The organism is Aulosira sp. FACHB-615 (assembly GCF_014698045.1).
GTDB lineage: Bacteria > Cyanobacteriota > Cyanobacteriia > Cyanobacteriales > Nostocaceae > Nostoc_B.
In genome coordinates this window covers 96408-113764 of sequence record NZ_JACJSE010000016.1, presented here as the reverse complement: position 1 = coordinate 113764, position 17357 = coordinate 96408, and the positions used below count along the sequence as shown (strand labels likewise).

Here is a 17357-nt window from a genome sequence, read left to right as displayed (position 1 = left end):
TTTATCTAAAACCTATACGCCACACACCCTTACACCCAATCTTCATAGACAATCTTGGTGCGTAAGTCCTGTTGAATAAAGGATATAGGATGTCAAGGTTTTGCATAAGAACATCCTTCGGCCGATGCTCACAGCAAAGCCCTTACATCCCTCTTGAACAATCATCTTATTGGATAAAACCAGACTTAAGTGTTGATCTTTGGCTGAGTCAGCACTCCTGTATTCCGGGTTTCTCCATTATTTAAACGATTAATTGTTAACAGTGGTACTTCTTGTCGGCACGACAGGCAAAACCAATATAGTTCAGCATGACGGACATGACGCAGTAGGGAACCACCGCAACAGGGGCAAGTGTTGGCTCGCATACTCATTCCAATGTCCTCCTTAAAAAATAAGATTGATGATTAAATGCAGGTAAAAAGGTTGTAAATTATTACCGCCCTTGAGCGGTATGGATTTAACCGTTGAGGTTGATGCGATTTTTTATAATTTTTTTGTAGGCTGTTTCGTAGCCATCAACCATTTTAGTAAGACTCAATTTTTTGGTATCAACGGATAATCTGCAAGCAAAATTCCGTGATCAACTGTGACAAGCTAATTTAAATTAATTTGCCATTGAGCGTTACTCATACTGACGTAAGCTTACTTATAGTGGTGACTGTAGACGTTAAGTCATCCTTTGTAAAATTGCCGTGCTGAGGATGCACACTGGGCGTTGTAACCAAACTCGCTAAGGGTAATGCCCCAATTCCTACATGAGAATGAATGATGTCGAATTCCGCAGCTTGGCGCTGTTCTAACATTTCATACACTGCATACTCTTGGACATTAATGTCTAAACGTAAAGCCTGTGGATGAATTGCTCCTAAACAAGCCAGAGTTTGTGAATCACCAGAAGCAAACAAAGTTACTTTATGGCCACGATGCACTAATTCATCGGTCAAGCGACTCACTACCAGTTCAATTCCTCCATAATTTGGAGGTGGAACTCGTTCCCTAAAGGGGCTACCTGAGCGATTGTCATAAATTGTTTTGGTTTAGGCTGTCAGAAAGTCTTGCTATAAAGATTATTAAAATCTTTTCTTGCAGACAAAGCATTTTTACTGACTCTTTTAAGATTTCAATTAACTTAACTGACCTTTAAGAGTGCAACATTAGTTAACAGTAACGTCTCTGTCGTCCGCTAAATTTAAGACTATTTACAGGTTGTAGTCACTTAGTGTCTACACCTTTAAAATATAGCTCACCTTCCTTGATTTTCATCTACCTTGAGAATCAGAATTAGTCTGAATATTTTGTAGCGGAACTTACAAAAAACTATATTTTGTAGCCATAAATACTAAAAATCCCGGACGGGATCAATTTTCTCAGAGTCACAATCTGTTTAAAAATCGGCAGTTGCGAGGATCATTAACATAAAGATTAAATAATACTAAAATTTTGTTAACTGGGAATCTTAGGCATTAATTTCGATAAATAGCTAAATGAAAATTGTAACTTGGAATGTTAATTCAATTCGCACTCGTCTAGAACAGGTGATCTATTGGTTAAGTGAGAATCCTGTGGATGTGCTTTGTTTGCAAGAGACAAAAGTCATAGATGCCGATTTTCCGCGATCGCCCTTTGTAGAATTAGGCTACCATCTCTACATCTCAGGACAAAAAGCTTATAACGGTGTCGCCCTCATCTCCCGTCAACCACTAAAAGATGTGTCAGCAGGATTCACAGCCATCTTGCCTCACCTAGAACCAGAATGGGATGAGCAGAAACGCGTAATTACAGGTGTGATTGATGATATGCGGATTGTAAATTTATATGTACCCAATGGTTCCGCCATTGGTAGCGAGAAATATGAATATAAGTTACGCTGGTTGACTGTGTTAAGGGAGTATTTACAATTTTTGCTGAAGTCACAATCAGCCATTTGCATTTGTGGTGACTTTAATATTGCGCTGGAATCAATAGATATTCACGACAAAGTAAATGCAGATAACCATATTATGTCCTCACCAGCCGAACGCCAAGCCTTGAGAGATATTCTGGAATTAGGCTTTGCTGATGCTTTTCGTAAGTTTACTACTGAAGGCGGACATTATAGCTGGTGGGATTATCGCACAGCCGCCTTTCGCCGCAACTTGGGTTGGCGTATTGATCATCACTATCTCACACCAGTTTTATATGAGCGTGCCAAAAGTTGCATTATTGATGTGAACCCCAGAAAATTAACCCAACCCAGCGACCATACACCAGTGGTTGTGGAACTTGAATAGACCGAAAAGTTGTGAGGTTAACTTGCTCTCAAAGATATAAATTGCGAAGGAAGTGAAGAGTAGGAAATAGGAATATTAGGAATATTCTGTTTGAGCGCAACTTAGTATGAAATTTGTCTCAAGGTAACGTGGGCGAAAGTCAAACATGTGAATAGTGGGAATTTATTGGCAACTATTAGTTGATTGCGAGTAATATTGAAAACATAATAATTACTGAGCAAAACTAAAAGTCATGTTAGAGGAAAGTGATGTAAGTGACTTTTGGCGATCGCATAACTTTCGCCTCGAACCTTGGGGAAATGACTATGAACCGCCAATTCAAATCAGCGAAGAACTTGCGCCATCAGAAAGTGATGTTGATCCTACAGTAGAGACTTCTAAGGATTGGGAGAATTTTGAACCTGAACAGGTGCGATCGCTACCTTATAAACTTATATTTATCGACGGGCGGCGACGGCTAGATGCTGCAATTGTTGGTAGCAATGGCAACACAATAATCTATGGTGTATTTGGCACAATCGCTGTAGGTGCTGTGGTAGTAGATAGAACTATCCCCAAAGCGAGTTATCTAGAAAAGCAAATTGATATTCAGCGAGTTGTGGGTTTTAGTGGCGAACAAGAAGCTGTATCAACAACCATTCCTTGCCCTTTGGGAAGCAAAGCAAAATCATTATCATACGAACCATTTAACAGTAAATTTGACAATACCCCAGCAGCAAGGGGAGTAATTGTCCAAACAGCTATGTTGAAAGCTGAAGAAGAGTTAGTAGGCAAACTAGATATAAAAGATGCGGATACTTTGGTGATTCGGGATGGCTCATTGCGAAATGAATCGCCTGTTTTTACTTTGGGCTATATCAAGACCATGCACAGACAATACTTACCTGAAAAATATGCTGCTCTACTATGGAAATTATCGCCAGGACAACGCACACCTATTTTTAAAATTAAATTGCAAAATAGATCACAGTATTCATGGTATTTAAAATCTGGTGATTTTCAACATTTACCACAACAACTTGGTTATCACGATTTATATGGTATTGTGCGGCTGGAATTATCTAGCGAAGTACCTTTAGAAAAAGCTAAAGAAATAGCAAATCAAACTTGCCATTTAATCCCTTATTATGCTTCCCATCCATCAAGAGATCCCCGCGCACCACAAAACCTTGCACCTGTTGGCGCTTTGGAACGGGAATTAGGCAGACGTATGGGTGACGCAACATTAATTAAGCGGCGATTACAAAACTTTTTAGCATCTTTTGGAAAAAATCAATGACATCTTCTGAAGCAATTGGTTATGTGCTTGGTACTCAAGAAGCTACTCCTTTGGAATTTTGGATAGCAGTAGACACAGAGAAAGTTTTACGCCTAGATGATGTTGTAGCAGTGGAAACTAAACGCCCTGATGGTGAGGGAATTGTTCATTTTTATGGCGTGGTTGATTATGTTCGCACTCAATACGAAGGAGCGCAGTTTGATACTGATACTTTATTAGTAGCAAAAAAGGGAACTTTACCTGTCAATATTTCATATACTGCTCACGTTCAAGTTACCAGAATTGAACCCGAAGAATATTTACCGCCTCAACCAGGCGATAAGGTTTACCTAGCCGTAGATAAGCAACTGGCATCGGCATTATATTTTGACAGCATGGATACCCCGATTCCGGCTGGTATTATGAATAATGGTAATGCAGCTTATTTTAACTATTCATTTATTAATGGAGAGAAAGGCGCTCATGTAAATATCTCCGGTGTTTCTGGAGTCGCAACTAAAACTTCTTATGCTTTATTTTTGTTATATTCTATTTTTAATTCTCCTGTTTTAGGGTCTTATAAAGCTAATACAAAAGCACTCATTTTTAATGTTAAAGGCGAAGATTTATTCTTTTTAGATAAACTTAATCAAACCTATGGTAATGCGGTTAATGGCAAAAATCAAAGTAAATATGAAATTTTAAAATTGCCAGTACAGCCTTTTAAAAGTACAAGTTTTCGTGCTGCTCCTAAAAAAGATGCCCGAACGGTTGATTCTGATTTAGAACAACGTTCTGAAGGGATATCAGTCTATTTGTGGAGTATTCGGGAACTGTGCCGCGATCGCCTATTTCGTTTTTTGTTCACAGGCGAAGATTTAGACAGGGGGAATTTATCTTATTTAGTAACAACTGTAGAAGAACGATTAGCACGACTAGCAGAAGAAAATGACGAGATTGATAGAAAGCGGCGGCGTAAACTCCAAGCCCATTTAGAAGTAGAAGCGTTTGGAGAAGAAGGTAAAACAGAAATAAAAAGTTTTAGAGATTTAATCGACTTCTTAGAAGATAAACTGCTCAATGATGAAGATAGAGAAGAAAATAGGCGTTGGTTAGGGCGAAATGTACCTGCTACCGCAGAAGCAATGATTCGGCGTTTATACGGTATTAGTAGTGAAGTTAGCCATTTAATTCGAGGTGATTTATCACCAGATGAACTTGCTAACTATCAACTCAATCCACTAGCTTCAGATACGCAACTAACTGTAACTGATATCCACAAACTTACCGCCCGCGCCCAAAAATTTGTTGTGGGTGTTTTACTACAAAAACTATTTTTTCAAAAAGAAAAACAGGGAAGAGAGCCTGTTGTTTTTATCGTCCTAGATGAGTTAAACAAATATGCCCCCCGCGATGGACGTAGCCCAATTAAAGATTTGTTGGTAGACATTGCAGAACGAGGACGCTCTTTGGGAATCATATTAATTGGCGCACAGCAAACAGCTTCAGAAGTTGAACGGCGTGTTGTTGGGCAAGCAGCTATCCGTGTTGTAGGTAGGTTAGATTCCGCAGAAGCAGAACGCCCTGAATACAACTTTCTCACTGGTTCTTGTCGCAAACGAGCCTTATTTCTTAAATCTGGCACGATGTTTGTGCATCAACCAGAAGTTCCTGCGCCCATTTTGGTGAATTTCCCCTTCCCTGCCTATGCGACACGCAAAGAGGAAGTGTTTTTGAGCCAAGCAGAAATCGCCAGTATTGAAGCTGATTTTGATCGTTTTTAGGAGGAATCTTGCGTTTAATTCATACATCTGACTGGCATTTAGGGCGACATCTTAAAGGCAAGGATCGTACCCCAGAAATTGAATTTGCTCTCCAGCAACTTTTACGACAAGCCAAAGAATTAGAAGTTGATGCGGTATTAATCGCAGGTGATATTTTTGAAACTTCCAACCCTCCAGCCGAGGCGGAGAGAGTTGCATATCAGTTTTTTGAAGGATTGCGAACTGCCAAAATTCCCGCAATAGCGATCGCTGGTAATCATGATTCCGCCTCCCGTTTTGATGGCATAGCTAATCTTGTATCTTTAGCTGGCGTGCATATTCTAGGTAAACCTCGTAATGTAAAGCAGGGAGGTTTGATTAGCTTGGAAACCCCTAATGGTAGACTGCGCGTTGCAGCTATGCCTTTTGCTTCGGAAAGACGGCTGTTAACAGTTGAGAATCTGTGGACAATGAACGAGTTGGAACAAATAGGAAACTACAAAGAAAGGCTAAGTAAATGCCTCAACAATTTAGCGGGCGGTTTTCAAGATGACAGCGTTAATATCTTCATGGCTCATCTCACTATTGATGGTGCGAGATTAGCCAATTCCGAAGCCCGTCATCACACCAAAGAAACCTACGCCTTGGCTGGGCAAAGCCTACCTGCTGAAGCTCAATACATTGCTCTCGGACACATCCATAAACCCCAACAAATTCCTGTTGCCGCTCCTACATACTATTCTGGTTCTTTAATTCAAGTAGACTTTGGTGAAGTTGGGGAAGATAAGGGATTTTATCTGATTGATGTTGAACCAGGTTCTCCCGCGAAACCTCAATTTATATCTATTCCTTGTCAAAAACCTTTGCAGATAGTCGAATGTGAACTGAGCGATTACGAAGAAAAACTAGAACCTCTGCGTGATTATTCTGGTTATCTCAAGGTGATTATTAAGCTACAAACACCTCAAATGGGATTAGCTGACAAAATTCGCAAAATTTGTGGTGACAAAGTGCTGCAAATTGAGCCAAGTTATCCAGAAGTTAAGCCAAATCAGGAAAAATCTGTAAGCAGAGAAGATTTTGATCCAGTAGAAGAATTTAAACGCTATTTTCAAGATGTATTAAAGACAACACCAAATTCTGCTGTTGTGGCGAAGTTTGAGCAACTATACAAAGAAATTAAGGAAAACCAAGATGCGACCACTTGAACTGACAGTAGAAGGTTTTACCAGTTTTCGCAATCAGACCACGATTCCCTTCGAGAAATTAGATTTATTTGCTATTACTGGCCCAACTGGTGCAGGTAAATCTTCCTTGCTAGATGCCATGACTTTAGCACTTTATGGAAAGGTGGCAAGATTTGGTGGTAAAACTCAACCCAAAGAATTATTGAGTCAGGGTAGTTTAAGATTACAAGTATCATTACGTTTTTTAGTAGATGATATTGAATATCAAGTTTTTCGCTCCTGGCTATATCGTGCTAAAACATCGCAAACTAACTTCAAATTAGAAAAGCGAATTAAAGGTGATTGGCAACCTTTGGGAGAACAAAGGGAGACAGAAATTAATACGGCAATTGAGAATATTTTGAGGATGAATTTTGATACTTTTACCAAAGTTATCTTTTTACCTCAAGGACAATTCGATAAATTCCTTAAAAGTGAAGCTACGGAACGCCGAGAAATTTTACGAAAACTGACTGGCTACCAAATTTTAGAAGATATGCGTCAACAGGCGGAGAAGGAAGCCAATCTTCTTGAAGGGGAGTGCAAGGCAATCGAAGAACGATTGAAAACTTTAAATTTAACATCGGATGTTGAACTAAATTCTTGGCGCAACCGTTATCATATTTTAGAACAAGAACTACCTCAATTAAATACAGCCATTGCCAATGCAAAAACAGTTTTAGAAGCAGAAAAAAGATTATTGCAGTGTCTTCAAATTTTAGCAGAGCGACAACAGCAACTTGAGGCATTAAACAAACAGGCTACAAAAATAAGTGATTTAAAACGGCAATTAGAGCAAGCGCGAGTTTGCGATCGCTTATCAGCTATTTACACATCAGTCAATTCTGCACGTACTCGTTATCATAGCACCCAAACTGCCGCCAAGAATGCTGCCAAAGCTTTGATTGATAAAGAATCAGCTTTGAAAATTCAGCAGGATAATTTAAGTCAAGTACAAGCCTATCAGGCTGAGATAACACCACAGTTAAAACAGCGAGAAGCTGCGCTTAATGCCGGCAAAGTTTATGAAGAACAACGTTGTAAATTGAGCGAGGAACTCAAACGGTTCAAAAAAATTTTAGCAGACAAATCTAATTTGGTAACTGAAGCTAGTAAAGCTGTAGCGAAGGCTGAAGCTGAATTAACTGAGAAAAAACAGATATTGGCTAAAGCAAATAATGAACTTACTCAATATTCACTTGGTGGTACAAGACTAGAACAGCTTAAACAAGCCTCGCCATTATTAATTAAATGGGAAGGTCTTCAAAAGCAAGTTGACAGCGATCGCTTAAAATTACAACAAATTGCTCAACAATTAACAACGGCTGATGATAACTATCAGTCTACTATTTTAAGTCTGCAAAAATACCTAGAAGAATGTGAGCAAATTCGGGTTAAATTAGATACTGTAAGGCAAAAAAATCATGCTTCTGCTTTACGTGCCATGCTCCATACTGGTGATGATTGTCCAGTTTGTGGCGGAGTATATTCAGAAGACCACTTGTTACCACAACTAGAAGCTTCACAGGATATCCAAGCATTAGAGAGACGCGTTCGCATGGCTGAACAAAACCGTCAAAAAGCTGCTGATGATAAAACTAAAGCTGCAACCACAATAGAAGAACTGAAAAAACAAGAAACTGAATACCGCCAAATATTAGCCGATAAAGAAGCAGATTTACAGGCAGAAAACCAACAAATTACTGCTATCTTAAAAATAGATAAATGGGATATTAAGGCACTTCAGCATGAATACAAAGAATTACAAGAAAGTAATACTAAGTATCAAGAATATTTAAGTAAAAAAGACAAAGCAGATGTTGAATTTAAAGCCAGTGAACAAAATTTAAACTTTGCAAAAAATAAGTTATCAGATACCCAAGCCCAGCATCAAGACGCACTCAGTGAAGTAGAACACCAACAAACACAACTTCAGGAAACTGTAGAGAAATTATCACAACTTACTGATGGCGATACTTACGATAATTTATCCCGAAAACTAGAACAAGCTAAACACGATTTAGACGAGCGTCTTCAGCAAGCCGATAAGTTTTTTAGAACTGCCAATGATGAATTTATCCAGGCTCAACAAAATGATTTAAAAGCACGAGAAGACTTTGATTTAGCTTCCACTGAAAAATTAAGCATAGAAACTGAATGGCAAACTCGCTTGTCATTAGAAAATTTGACAGAAGCAGGTTTTGAGGCGAGTAAAGCATCACCGGAACAACAAAATATGTGGCAGGGACAAATTACAAAATATGACAATGAAAAACTTAAGTTAGAAACTCTGATTATCCAGGAAACTAATGAAATCGGCGATCAGATCACAAATCCAGAAATAATTGCCCAGCATGAGCAATCTGTTGTGAATACCGAAGAAAAGCGTAAGCAAACACAAGATGAATATAATAATTTAAAACTTTGGATTACTAAAGCTGAAGAACAACAAGCAGAATCAGCAACATTACAACTTCGATTATCTGCGAAACAGGAAGATTTAGAAACGTATCGTATCTTATCCAAAGAGTTAAAATCGGATCGCTTTCAAGAGTATATTCTCCAGAATTTTCAGCAGGAGTTAGTAGAACAAGCAACAGTATTTTTAAAGGAACTGACAGAACATCGCTACGCCTTGAAATATGCTGATAAAAAATACTCTGTAGAAGATAATTGGAGCGGTGGCGAACCAAGACGAATACAAACATTATCCGGTGGGGAAACTTTTGCGACTTCTTTATCTTTGGCTTTAGCACTCTCAGAAAGGCTGTCAAGAGGAGCTAAGTTAGGCAGTTTGTTTATAGATGAGGGCTTTGGAACATTAGATGCAGAAACTCTCCAAAGCGTCTCAAGTATTCTACAGTCATTGGGTGAACAAGATAAATTAGTAGGTGTGATTACTCATGTTTCTGCGCTAGGAGAACAGTTAGGAACACAAATCAAAGTAGAAAAATCTCCTGAAGGCTCTCGAATTATGATAAATTGAACCTCAAATTTTAATTGACCTTAGCATCTTTCACAGTCAATCTGTACTATACAGTTTCGCCCTTGGGCTTTTGCCTGATACAGTCCTTGATCAGCAGCAGCAATTAAGGTTGCAGGGGACGATTGATGATTGGGAATGATGGTTGCGACACCGAGACTAAGGGTAATGAATTGATTGACTTCAGACTTGGGATGTGGCAATTGCAATGCACGGATATGAGTTTGAATTTCTGTGGCAACTGCGATCGCACCTTCAGCATTGGTATAAGGTAAAATAATGGCAAATTCTTCGCCGCCATAGCGAGCTACTAAATCCGCAGGGCGTTTAATGATCTGAGAAATTGCTTGGGCAACATTTCTTAAAGCATCGTCTCCCGCCAGATGTCCATGAGTATCGTTGTAGAGTTTAAAACAATCGACATCACATAAAATTAAAGATAAGTAAGCTTGTTCTCTGGCTAATCTTTGCCATTCGTTGTTAAGTGTGTCATCAAAGCAGCGCCGATTCGCTACTTGAGTCAGACCATCAGAAGCCGCAAGACGCTGTAATTCTTGGTTTGCTTTTTGTAATTTATGGTAGAGTTCCGATTGGTGAATGGCGATCGCAGCTTGTTCGGCTAACTGGTTAAATAAATTAATCTCCGATTGCCGCCATTGTCTAGTACTACTACATTGATGAGCAATTAATAATCCCCATAAACGCTCTTGTTGCAGAATCGGTACAACCAAGTTTGCCCGAATTTGTAACTTCCGCAACAGTTGAATGTGACAAGGTGATAGTCCTTCATTTTCTATATTTTCAATTGCTCTGGTATTGCCTTGCTGGTAATAATCGGCGCGGGTGGAAAGAAAACAAGTATCCATCACATTCCATCCCAACAAAGACATACAACCTGGTGCTAAAGACTCGACAGCGACTAACCCACTCCAGTCTGGTTCAAAGCGATAAATTACCACTCGGTCTACAGCAAACAATTGTCGCACTTCATCGGCTGTGGTTTGCAAAATTTCGTTTAACTCTAAAGATTTGCGGATGCGCTGGGTGACAGCAGCAACAATGCGTTCAGACTCACTTTGGTGTTTTACCTGCTGCTTGATTGGTTGATCATCCACCGATGCTAAACTTAAGGCGATCGCATCAAAGTGCGGAGTTATCGTCACAGGTTCAGGATGAGGTTTAGCAATTAAATAGCCTTGAGCAAAAGTCGCGCCTCTTTCTCTTAACCAATTTAATTCCTCAATACACTCAATTCCTTCAGCAACGGTATAGATATTTAACTTTTGGGCAATTTCCAAAATTTTCTCGGTAATTGAAGCTTTATACAAATCTTGATGCACATCTCGAATTAACTCCATATCTAACTTGATAAAGTCTGGGCGTAGCTGATGCAACAAGTTCAAACCAGAATAACCAGAGCCAAGATCATCCAAGGCAACTGAAAACCCTGAATCTCGGTAAAATTGCAATACGGCTTTGAGGTGAGCTAAATCTTGAGGATTATCTGACTCGACAACTTCAAAAACAACCCGTTCATGGGAAATACCTGCTTGATCAATTGCGGCGACTGTACTACGGAGACAAGAAACGGGGTCATACAATGCTGTGGGTGAAAAATTGATAAAAATTTTCCCGTTGACTTGATGACGGCTAAATTCCGTGATGCTTTTGAGGCGAGCCAGTCGGTCTAATTGGGGTATCAGTCCAGCTTCTGTTGCTAATTCTAATATTGGTTCTATTGACAATAAATTACCTTGTTCATCTAAGCCACGTAACAGCGACTCATATCCATAAACTTGGGACGTATTCTGAATTGAAACAATTGGTTGAAAGTAACTCGTGAATTGTTCTTTGGCCAGCATATCTACTAGCCAGTCAGATTGATTAAACTTAATGAAGCGTTGTAATGAAACAATATCACTAAAGTCTTGCAGTTGCGGTTGAATAGCACCGCGAATAAACAAAACTTGCGTCTCTTGCAACTCTCTTGGCGCTAAAAGTTTAGCTAGTTTTCGAGCAATTTCCTGGGCTTGTCCGGGTTTACAGTCTACACTTAACCCCGGACGCTCTTGCATGAGTTCATACTTTAGCTCAGACTGCTGCAAGTAATTTGTGACTTTTGTTAAGGTATGGGAAACAGGAAACCAGAGAAAAATCCTGCCTGCTTCCTGGCTTTGGCAACGTGCAAGATGACAACAAGCACAAGTTTTGGAAGTAGGACATTTCTGGCTCATAGAAAACACAATTTTTAATGATCTGACTTCTTTTAGTTTGCCCCCAAATGTAGATTTTAAAGATAAATTATGCTTGAAGTAAATGAAGATTTGGTAATATTTAGTCCATTTGTTTAAAGTTTCCCAAAGCAGCCTTTGTTGATATTTTATGAACAATTTAATGGCAAAGTTACTGTGAATGTGCTACCAACACCAGCTTGACTGTGAATGCTAATTTCTCCTTGATGTGCTTCTACACACTTTTTCACAATGACTAATCCCAGTCCTGTACCTGGAATGGATTTGACATTAGAGGCTCGATAAAATGATTCAAATATTCTGGCTTGATCAACTTCGGGGATGCCAATTCCTTGGTCTTGAATGCAAAAGATAGCTACTTGATGAATTAAATCGCAAGTTAAACCAAATAGGATTTTTTTACCTTTAGGAGAATATTTAATAGCGTTATTGAGTAAATTTGTGAATATGTAACGTAATAATTGTTCATCCATCCAGGCATTGGTGCGATCGCTCTGGCAGTTATAAATAATTTCTGCGCCCGTAGGATGAATCATCGTAAATTCAGCTAACAATTCTCGACAAAATTCGTCGAGATTTAGATGATGAGGATGACACTCCAATTTACCTGCATCTGCTTTCCCCATAAACAGCACATCTTCCATGAGTTGTTTCATGGATTGCACTGCATTACTAATTCGGTTTAAATAAGTATTTCTTTTTTCTACCGTTAAATTTTCCCCTTGCAGTTCAATCAATTCTACTGAAGATTGAATCACACTTAACGGATTCCGAAATTCATGAGAAACAGTAGAAATAAAGAGGGATTTTAGTTGGTTAACTTCTTGCTCTTTTAGCAATGCTTGTTCGAGTAATTGTGTTTGTCGCCGTTCGCTGAGATCCCAAAATACCACTACGACACCATTGATTTGCCCAGGATGTCGCATAATCGGAGAAGCACTATCTCCAATAGGAACTCTAGAGCCATCTTTTGTAATTAATGATGTAAAGTCATTTAAATAGACAACCTTTTGTTCCCTTAAAACTCTAGTCACAGGGTTTTCTACAGAAGTTTCAGTGACTTCATCAACTAGCTGCAAAATTTTAGATATGTCTTTACCCAAAGCATCTGTTTGTTTCCAACCTGTTAGCGACTCTGCTGCTGGGTTAATAAATGTCACAATTCCTTGTTCATTTGTGGCAATGACAGCATCACTCATAGAGTTTAAAAGAGTGGCTAATCTATCTCGATTTTCTCTTAAGTCCTGTTCTAATTGATGTTTTAATAAACCAATTTCAATGGCTATCCGCAAATCTTTGGGTGTAAAAGGTTTAATGATGTAGCCAAATGGTTGAGTAGTTTTAGCTCGCTGTACTGTCTGATTATCACCATAAGCCGTGAGAAATATTACCGGAATATCTAACTGCTCTCGAATGTGAGATGCGGCGGTAATTCCATCCATCTCACCTTTTAAGATGACATCCATTAACACTAATTCTGGTTTACCTTCTAAGGCTTTAGCAATAGCAACTTGTCCTGAAGAAGCTGTACCGATGACTGTATATCCTAGTTGATTTAGTTGGTTAGCAATGGTTCTAGCAACTATGACTTCATCTTCAACAACTAAAATTTTCACTGGCTCCATTAGAAATATATGAATCTGGTTTGATGTTTGATATTATCTGTGCAGGTTGGAAGTAAGGCAGTAGGAAAGAGAATTTTTTTATGATTCCTATATTACTCCAAAGTGAACTGGGGAAATTGGATAGTAAACACTGTACCGTGATTACGTTCTAAAGTAATGCTACCTTCTAGCTGTTCTGTAACTAAGTCAGATACTAAAGATAGACCTAAAGAATTGCTATTTCTCCAATCTAAATCATTGGGTATCCCAACACCATTATCTTGAATAGACATTTTGATATGATGATGATTTTTTTCTAGGGTAATAGTGATAATACCTTTCTGATCCTTGGGGAAGGCATGTTTGAGGGAGTTAGAGATTAATTCGTTAAGGATTAAACCACAAGCGATCGCTTGATCAATATTGATACTAATGGGGGCAATATCAGTTTTTAATTCTATTCTCTCTAGCCCATTTTGGTAAGATATTAAAATGCTAGTTGCTAAACTTTGGATATAATCAACTACATCTAATTGTCCGATGTTGGGGGAAGTGTATAGGTTTTTGTGAATTAAGGAAATGGAATCAATGCGATTTTGGCTATCTTGAAAAACTCTAATTACTTCGGGATCTATGAGAGTCTGGGATTGGAGTTCTAATAAACTCGAAACGATTTGCAAATTATTTTTAACACGATGATGTACTTCTTTTAAGAGAATTTCTTTTTCAGCTAAAGCACTCCGCAATTCGCTTTCGGCTTTTTGCCGTTCTGCTAATTCTGTTTGGGCTTGCTGAAATATACTAGATTGTTGAATAGCGATCGCAATTGTCACTGAAAGTTGATCCAGCAAGTCTAGTTGATTGTCTTCCCATTGTCTTGTACGAGAACACTGATGTGCAACCAGCAAGCCCCAAAGTCGAGAGCTAGTATTGTCGCCACCGACTTCTAGTAAAATAGGTACAACTAAGTTAGCCTTGACTTCAAATTGCTCTAACAGTCGAATATGACAATCTGTCAGTCCGGCTGTGTAAATATTGGCGATCGCTCGTTTCCGCCCATAATAATAATCTACGCCTGCCCCACTTTGAAAACAAGTATCTTCAATTTGGACACCTAAAGATTCTCTCCACCCCGTCTCCACTGATTCGGCGACGACTTTACCACTCTTATCAGGTGTAAATTGATAAACAATCACCCGCTCTACTTGCAGTAAATGTCGTACTTCTTGCACTGTAGCATTGAGGATATCTTGTAAATTCAAAGATTGGTGAATTCTTTGGACTACAGTTCGCATTAATTGTTCTCGTGCTAACTGAGTTTTTAAAGCCTGTTCTGTTTGCTTATAATTGGTGATATCTTGACAGATAGTACTCATTTGACAATTAGTCCAAGATGTTTTTAAAAGGCGATTATCCTGCACATAAGTGGGAAAACTTTCTGCTAGGAGATGATGCTTTATTTTTTTCTCCTGGCTAACATCTTGAATATAAACTAAATGAGCATTTTTCTTTTGATATTCTATGGAGTATGTAAAGATTTCAACATCAATATATTTGCCATCACAACAACGATGTTGACATTGAAAATTAAAACTTAGCTGATTGTGATGATTCCTAATAATATCTAATAAAATCGGTTGATATTCTGCATGATACAAGTCAGTAACTTGCATTTGCAGAAATTGTTTTTTTGAATAACCATACTTACTAATCGCCGCCCCATTTACATTTAGAAATTGCCAGCTTTGGCTATCGTATATCCAAATAGGAGAAGGATTGTTAGTAAATATGAAATCATCATCCATAATTATAAAGTGATATTTAAAGCATCGGTTATTCCAACTATATGAATCATATTGAGTTTTGAGAAAAACTTTGGTCTTTGTTGGCTGGACATTTACCACTATATTTTATGTCAAGTGATATCATTAGGACTTACGTAGTAAGACGAAAAATCAAGGGTGTAGGGGTATAGGGGTGTATGTATCTAAAACTCTTACACCCCATACCCTTTCACCCCTAAACCCAATCTCCACAGACAATCTTGGTGCGTAAGTCCTAATCATATCCGACTACACACTTGTTATGGTTAGGACTTACGCAAAAAAACGAAAAAATAAGGTTTTAGAACAGGGTGCAGGGGTGAAAGGGGTGAAAGGGGGAAGGAAGGTACGCTCTCCCCTGCACCTGAAGCTCCTCCGCCCCCCTGCTCACCTCAACAGATATTTGTTAACCGAACCGTATTGAGGGTATGAGGGTGTAAGTATTTAAAACCCTTACACCCAATTTGATCATCTTTGTGGGTAAGTCCTGATGACTTACCGCAGAGTGCAGTCGATCTCGTCGTTGCACTCGCGGCGGAAATATCGTCAGTCCTGTTGTTTTATCTTGGTCTTCCTAACGTAGTAATGTAGAGAACAGCTTCATCTGTAGGAATACCCAGAACTTCATTTACTTGGTCATCAAAAAAACCACCAATACCGCTCACGCCCAAATTGAGATGGACTGCGGCTAAATTTAAGCGTTGACCCAAATGCCCAGCATCCATGTGTAAATAACGATAAACGCGATCGCCATACTGAGCAATAGCGGCTTTCAGGTCTGCGGTATGAAAGACAACAGCAGCCGCATCTCTGCCTAAATCTTGACCCAAACATAGATAATGTAATTCCCGGCGGAAGTTTTTAAACCGAATCTGGCGCAGTTCTTGGGCTTTGGGCGCGTAATAATAACAGCCAGATTCCAAGCCTTTGACTCCACTCACGGCAATAAATGTTTCAATTAAGTTGAGGTCAAAGTAGTCGGGATTCCGGTCAAGATGTTGGTCGATGTAATTTTGGGGTTGGTAGGTAAAATCTAATAAAGCTTTGAGTTCATCAAAGGTTAAATCATCACCACTATAAGCACGAGTAGAACGACGCTTATGGATAGTCGCTTCTAAACTGGAGAGATTTATCCCCCAGTCAATTGGTGTGGTAGCAGTGGGAATTTTCAGACAGAAAGGGAAATTATATTTGTCTTCCAAAGACCTTTCTTGTTTCACTGCTGGTAAATTCAACTTACCAGTAATACCTGATTGAATTTGGGTGTGACGATGGAAATATTTCAGCAACTCACCATCAGGGATGGGGGGATATTTAGTTTCTGTGGCGGAAGGTAAAGCTGTGCATCCGGTAGACAAATTTTGCTGAATATCTAATAAGTCTGCCATCGCCAAAACTGCGATCGCACCTTCTTGCTGCGGATCAATATACAACAAATCATTAACCGCATCGTCAACAAAACCGCCAATCAAGTGGGGACGGTAATCAGTAATCGCACTTGCTAACTCAATATTCCCCAACAAATGCCCTGTATCCAGAAAAATTCGCCGATAAGCCCGGTCTTCATACCGCCAAGCCGAACGATAAAAAACCGCAGTCACCACAATTGCCAATTGCGTACCTTCTAACGCCGGATGCCAAAAACAAGCATCTTGCAAAGCTCGCCACACATCATTTTCCCAATACAACATCAATGAATGAGTGCGACACTGATAGTTATAAAGTCCGGCGGGGAGCATGGGTGTACCGCGAGAAACTACATACACCTCTGCGGGATATAACCCACCAGCACTAGGCGCAGAACGCAAATAAACTGCACTACCCATAGAAGGCATTCTGGCAGTTAACCCGTAACTCCGAAACAGTAAACGAGACAGTCTTTGCCACCACCCTGCATCTGCTTGAGCAGCCAAGGGTTCTAACGATTCTTGCAGGTAAGGTTTCAGATCAAAAACCGAGCCAATTTTATACTCTTTAAAAGGTACTGGCTGTTTAGCCCAGTCTAGCCTCTGATTTTTCGCGGCTAGGGTTTGAGGGTCATATTTAGTACGTTCGTGGTAGTGCTGTGCAATAGATTGGTGGATTTCTGGCATAGTACTTTCAATACCCTAGGGCTTGCTTTTTTGATCTTGGCATTCATCTGGCTCATTATTTCGTGTTACGCGGTACAATCCCATG

10 protein-coding genes and 1 pseudogene are annotated in these 17357 nt (G+C 39.3%); 5 read left to right on the top strand and 6 right to left on the bottom strand.

The genetic code is table 11. The annotated features are described in order from the left end of the window. Positions 1-185 precede the first annotated feature (185 nt). Together H6G77_RS22610 and H6G77_RS22605 are read right to left on the bottom strand one after the other, a co-directional pair. A complete protein-coding gene (locus H6G77_RS22610) occupies positions 186-371 on the bottom strand; it encodes a hypothetical protein (RefSeq protein WP_190588691.1) in 186 nt (61 codons plus the stop codon). Positions 372-597: 226 nt separating this feature from the next. Then, positions 598-1024: pseudogene (locus H6G77_RS22605) on the bottom strand (glycosyltransferase); the annotation flags it as partial. A gap of 460 nt (positions 1025-1484) precedes the next feature. Here H6G77_RS22605 and xth point away from each other — a divergent pair. From xth to H6G77_RS22580, 5 genes are all read left to right on the top strand, one after another. Beyond that, positions 1485-2270: an exodeoxyribonuclease III gene (gene xth / locus H6G77_RS22600; RefSeq protein ID WP_190872789.1), complete on the top strand. Its 786-nt coding sequence runs from the start codon at positions 1485-1487 to the stop codon at positions 2268-2270. Positions 2271-2502: 232 nt separating this feature from the next. Further along, the gene (locus tag H6G77_RS22595; protein WP_190588689.1) at positions 2503-3549 is read left to right on the top strand and encodes a hypothetical protein; all 1047 of its coding nucleotides are present in this window, start codon (positions 2503-2505) and stop codon (positions 3547-3549) included. After that, the gene (locus H6G77_RS22590; protein ID WP_190872788.1) at positions 3546-5312 is read left to right on the top strand and encodes an ATP-binding protein; all 1767 of its coding nucleotides are present in this window, start codon (positions 3546-3548) and stop codon (positions 5310-5312) included. The genes H6G77_RS22595 and H6G77_RS22590 overlap by 4 nt, the downstream gene beginning before the upstream one ends. A gap of 8 nt (positions 5313-5320) precedes the next feature. Next, positions 5321-6499 carry an exonuclease SbcCD subunit D gene (locus H6G77_RS22585; RefSeq protein ID WP_190588687.1) on the top strand — a complete coding sequence of 393 codons (1179 nt, stop codon included), beginning with the start codon at positions 5321-5323 and terminating at the stop codon, positions 6497-6499. Continuing rightward, complete coding sequence (locus H6G77_RS22580; protein WP_190588686.1) at positions 6486-9503, top strand: AAA family ATPase; 3018 nt, start codon at positions 6486-6488, stop codon at positions 9501-9503. Before H6G77_RS22585 ends, H6G77_RS22580 begins: the two co-directional genes overlap by 14 nt. 20 nt (positions 9504-9523) lie before the next feature. Here the strand turns inward: H6G77_RS22580 and H6G77_RS22575 are convergent, their stop codons facing one another. The 4 genes from H6G77_RS22575 to H6G77_RS22560 all read right to left on the bottom strand — a co-directional run bounded on the left by H6G77_RS22575 (position 9524) and on the right by H6G77_RS22560 (position 17272). Next, entirely contained in the window at positions 9524-11734 is a 2211-nt protein-coding gene (locus tag H6G77_RS22575; RefSeq protein WP_190588685.1) for an EAL domain-containing protein, read from the bottom strand. A 146-nt stretch (positions 11735-11880) separates the two neighbouring features. Next, positions 11881-13377: an ATP-binding protein gene (locus H6G77_RS22570; RefSeq protein ID WP_190872787.1), complete on the bottom strand. Its 1497-nt coding sequence runs from the start codon at positions 13375-13377 to the stop codon at positions 11881-11883. 92 nt (positions 13378-13469) lie between these two features. Then, a complete protein-coding gene (locus H6G77_RS22565; protein ID WP_190872786.1) occupies positions 13470-15161 on the bottom strand; it encodes a histidine kinase dimerization/phosphoacceptor domain -containing protein in 1692 nt (563 codons plus the stop codon). Positions 15162-15739: 578 nt separating this feature from the next. Beyond that, on the bottom strand, positions 15740-17272 hold the full coding sequence (locus H6G77_RS22560; RefSeq protein ID WP_190588682.1) for a SagB/ThcOx family dehydrogenase: 1533 nt from the start codon (positions 17270-17272) through the stop codon (positions 15740-15742). Between the last annotated feature and the right edge of the window lie 85 nt (positions 17273-17357).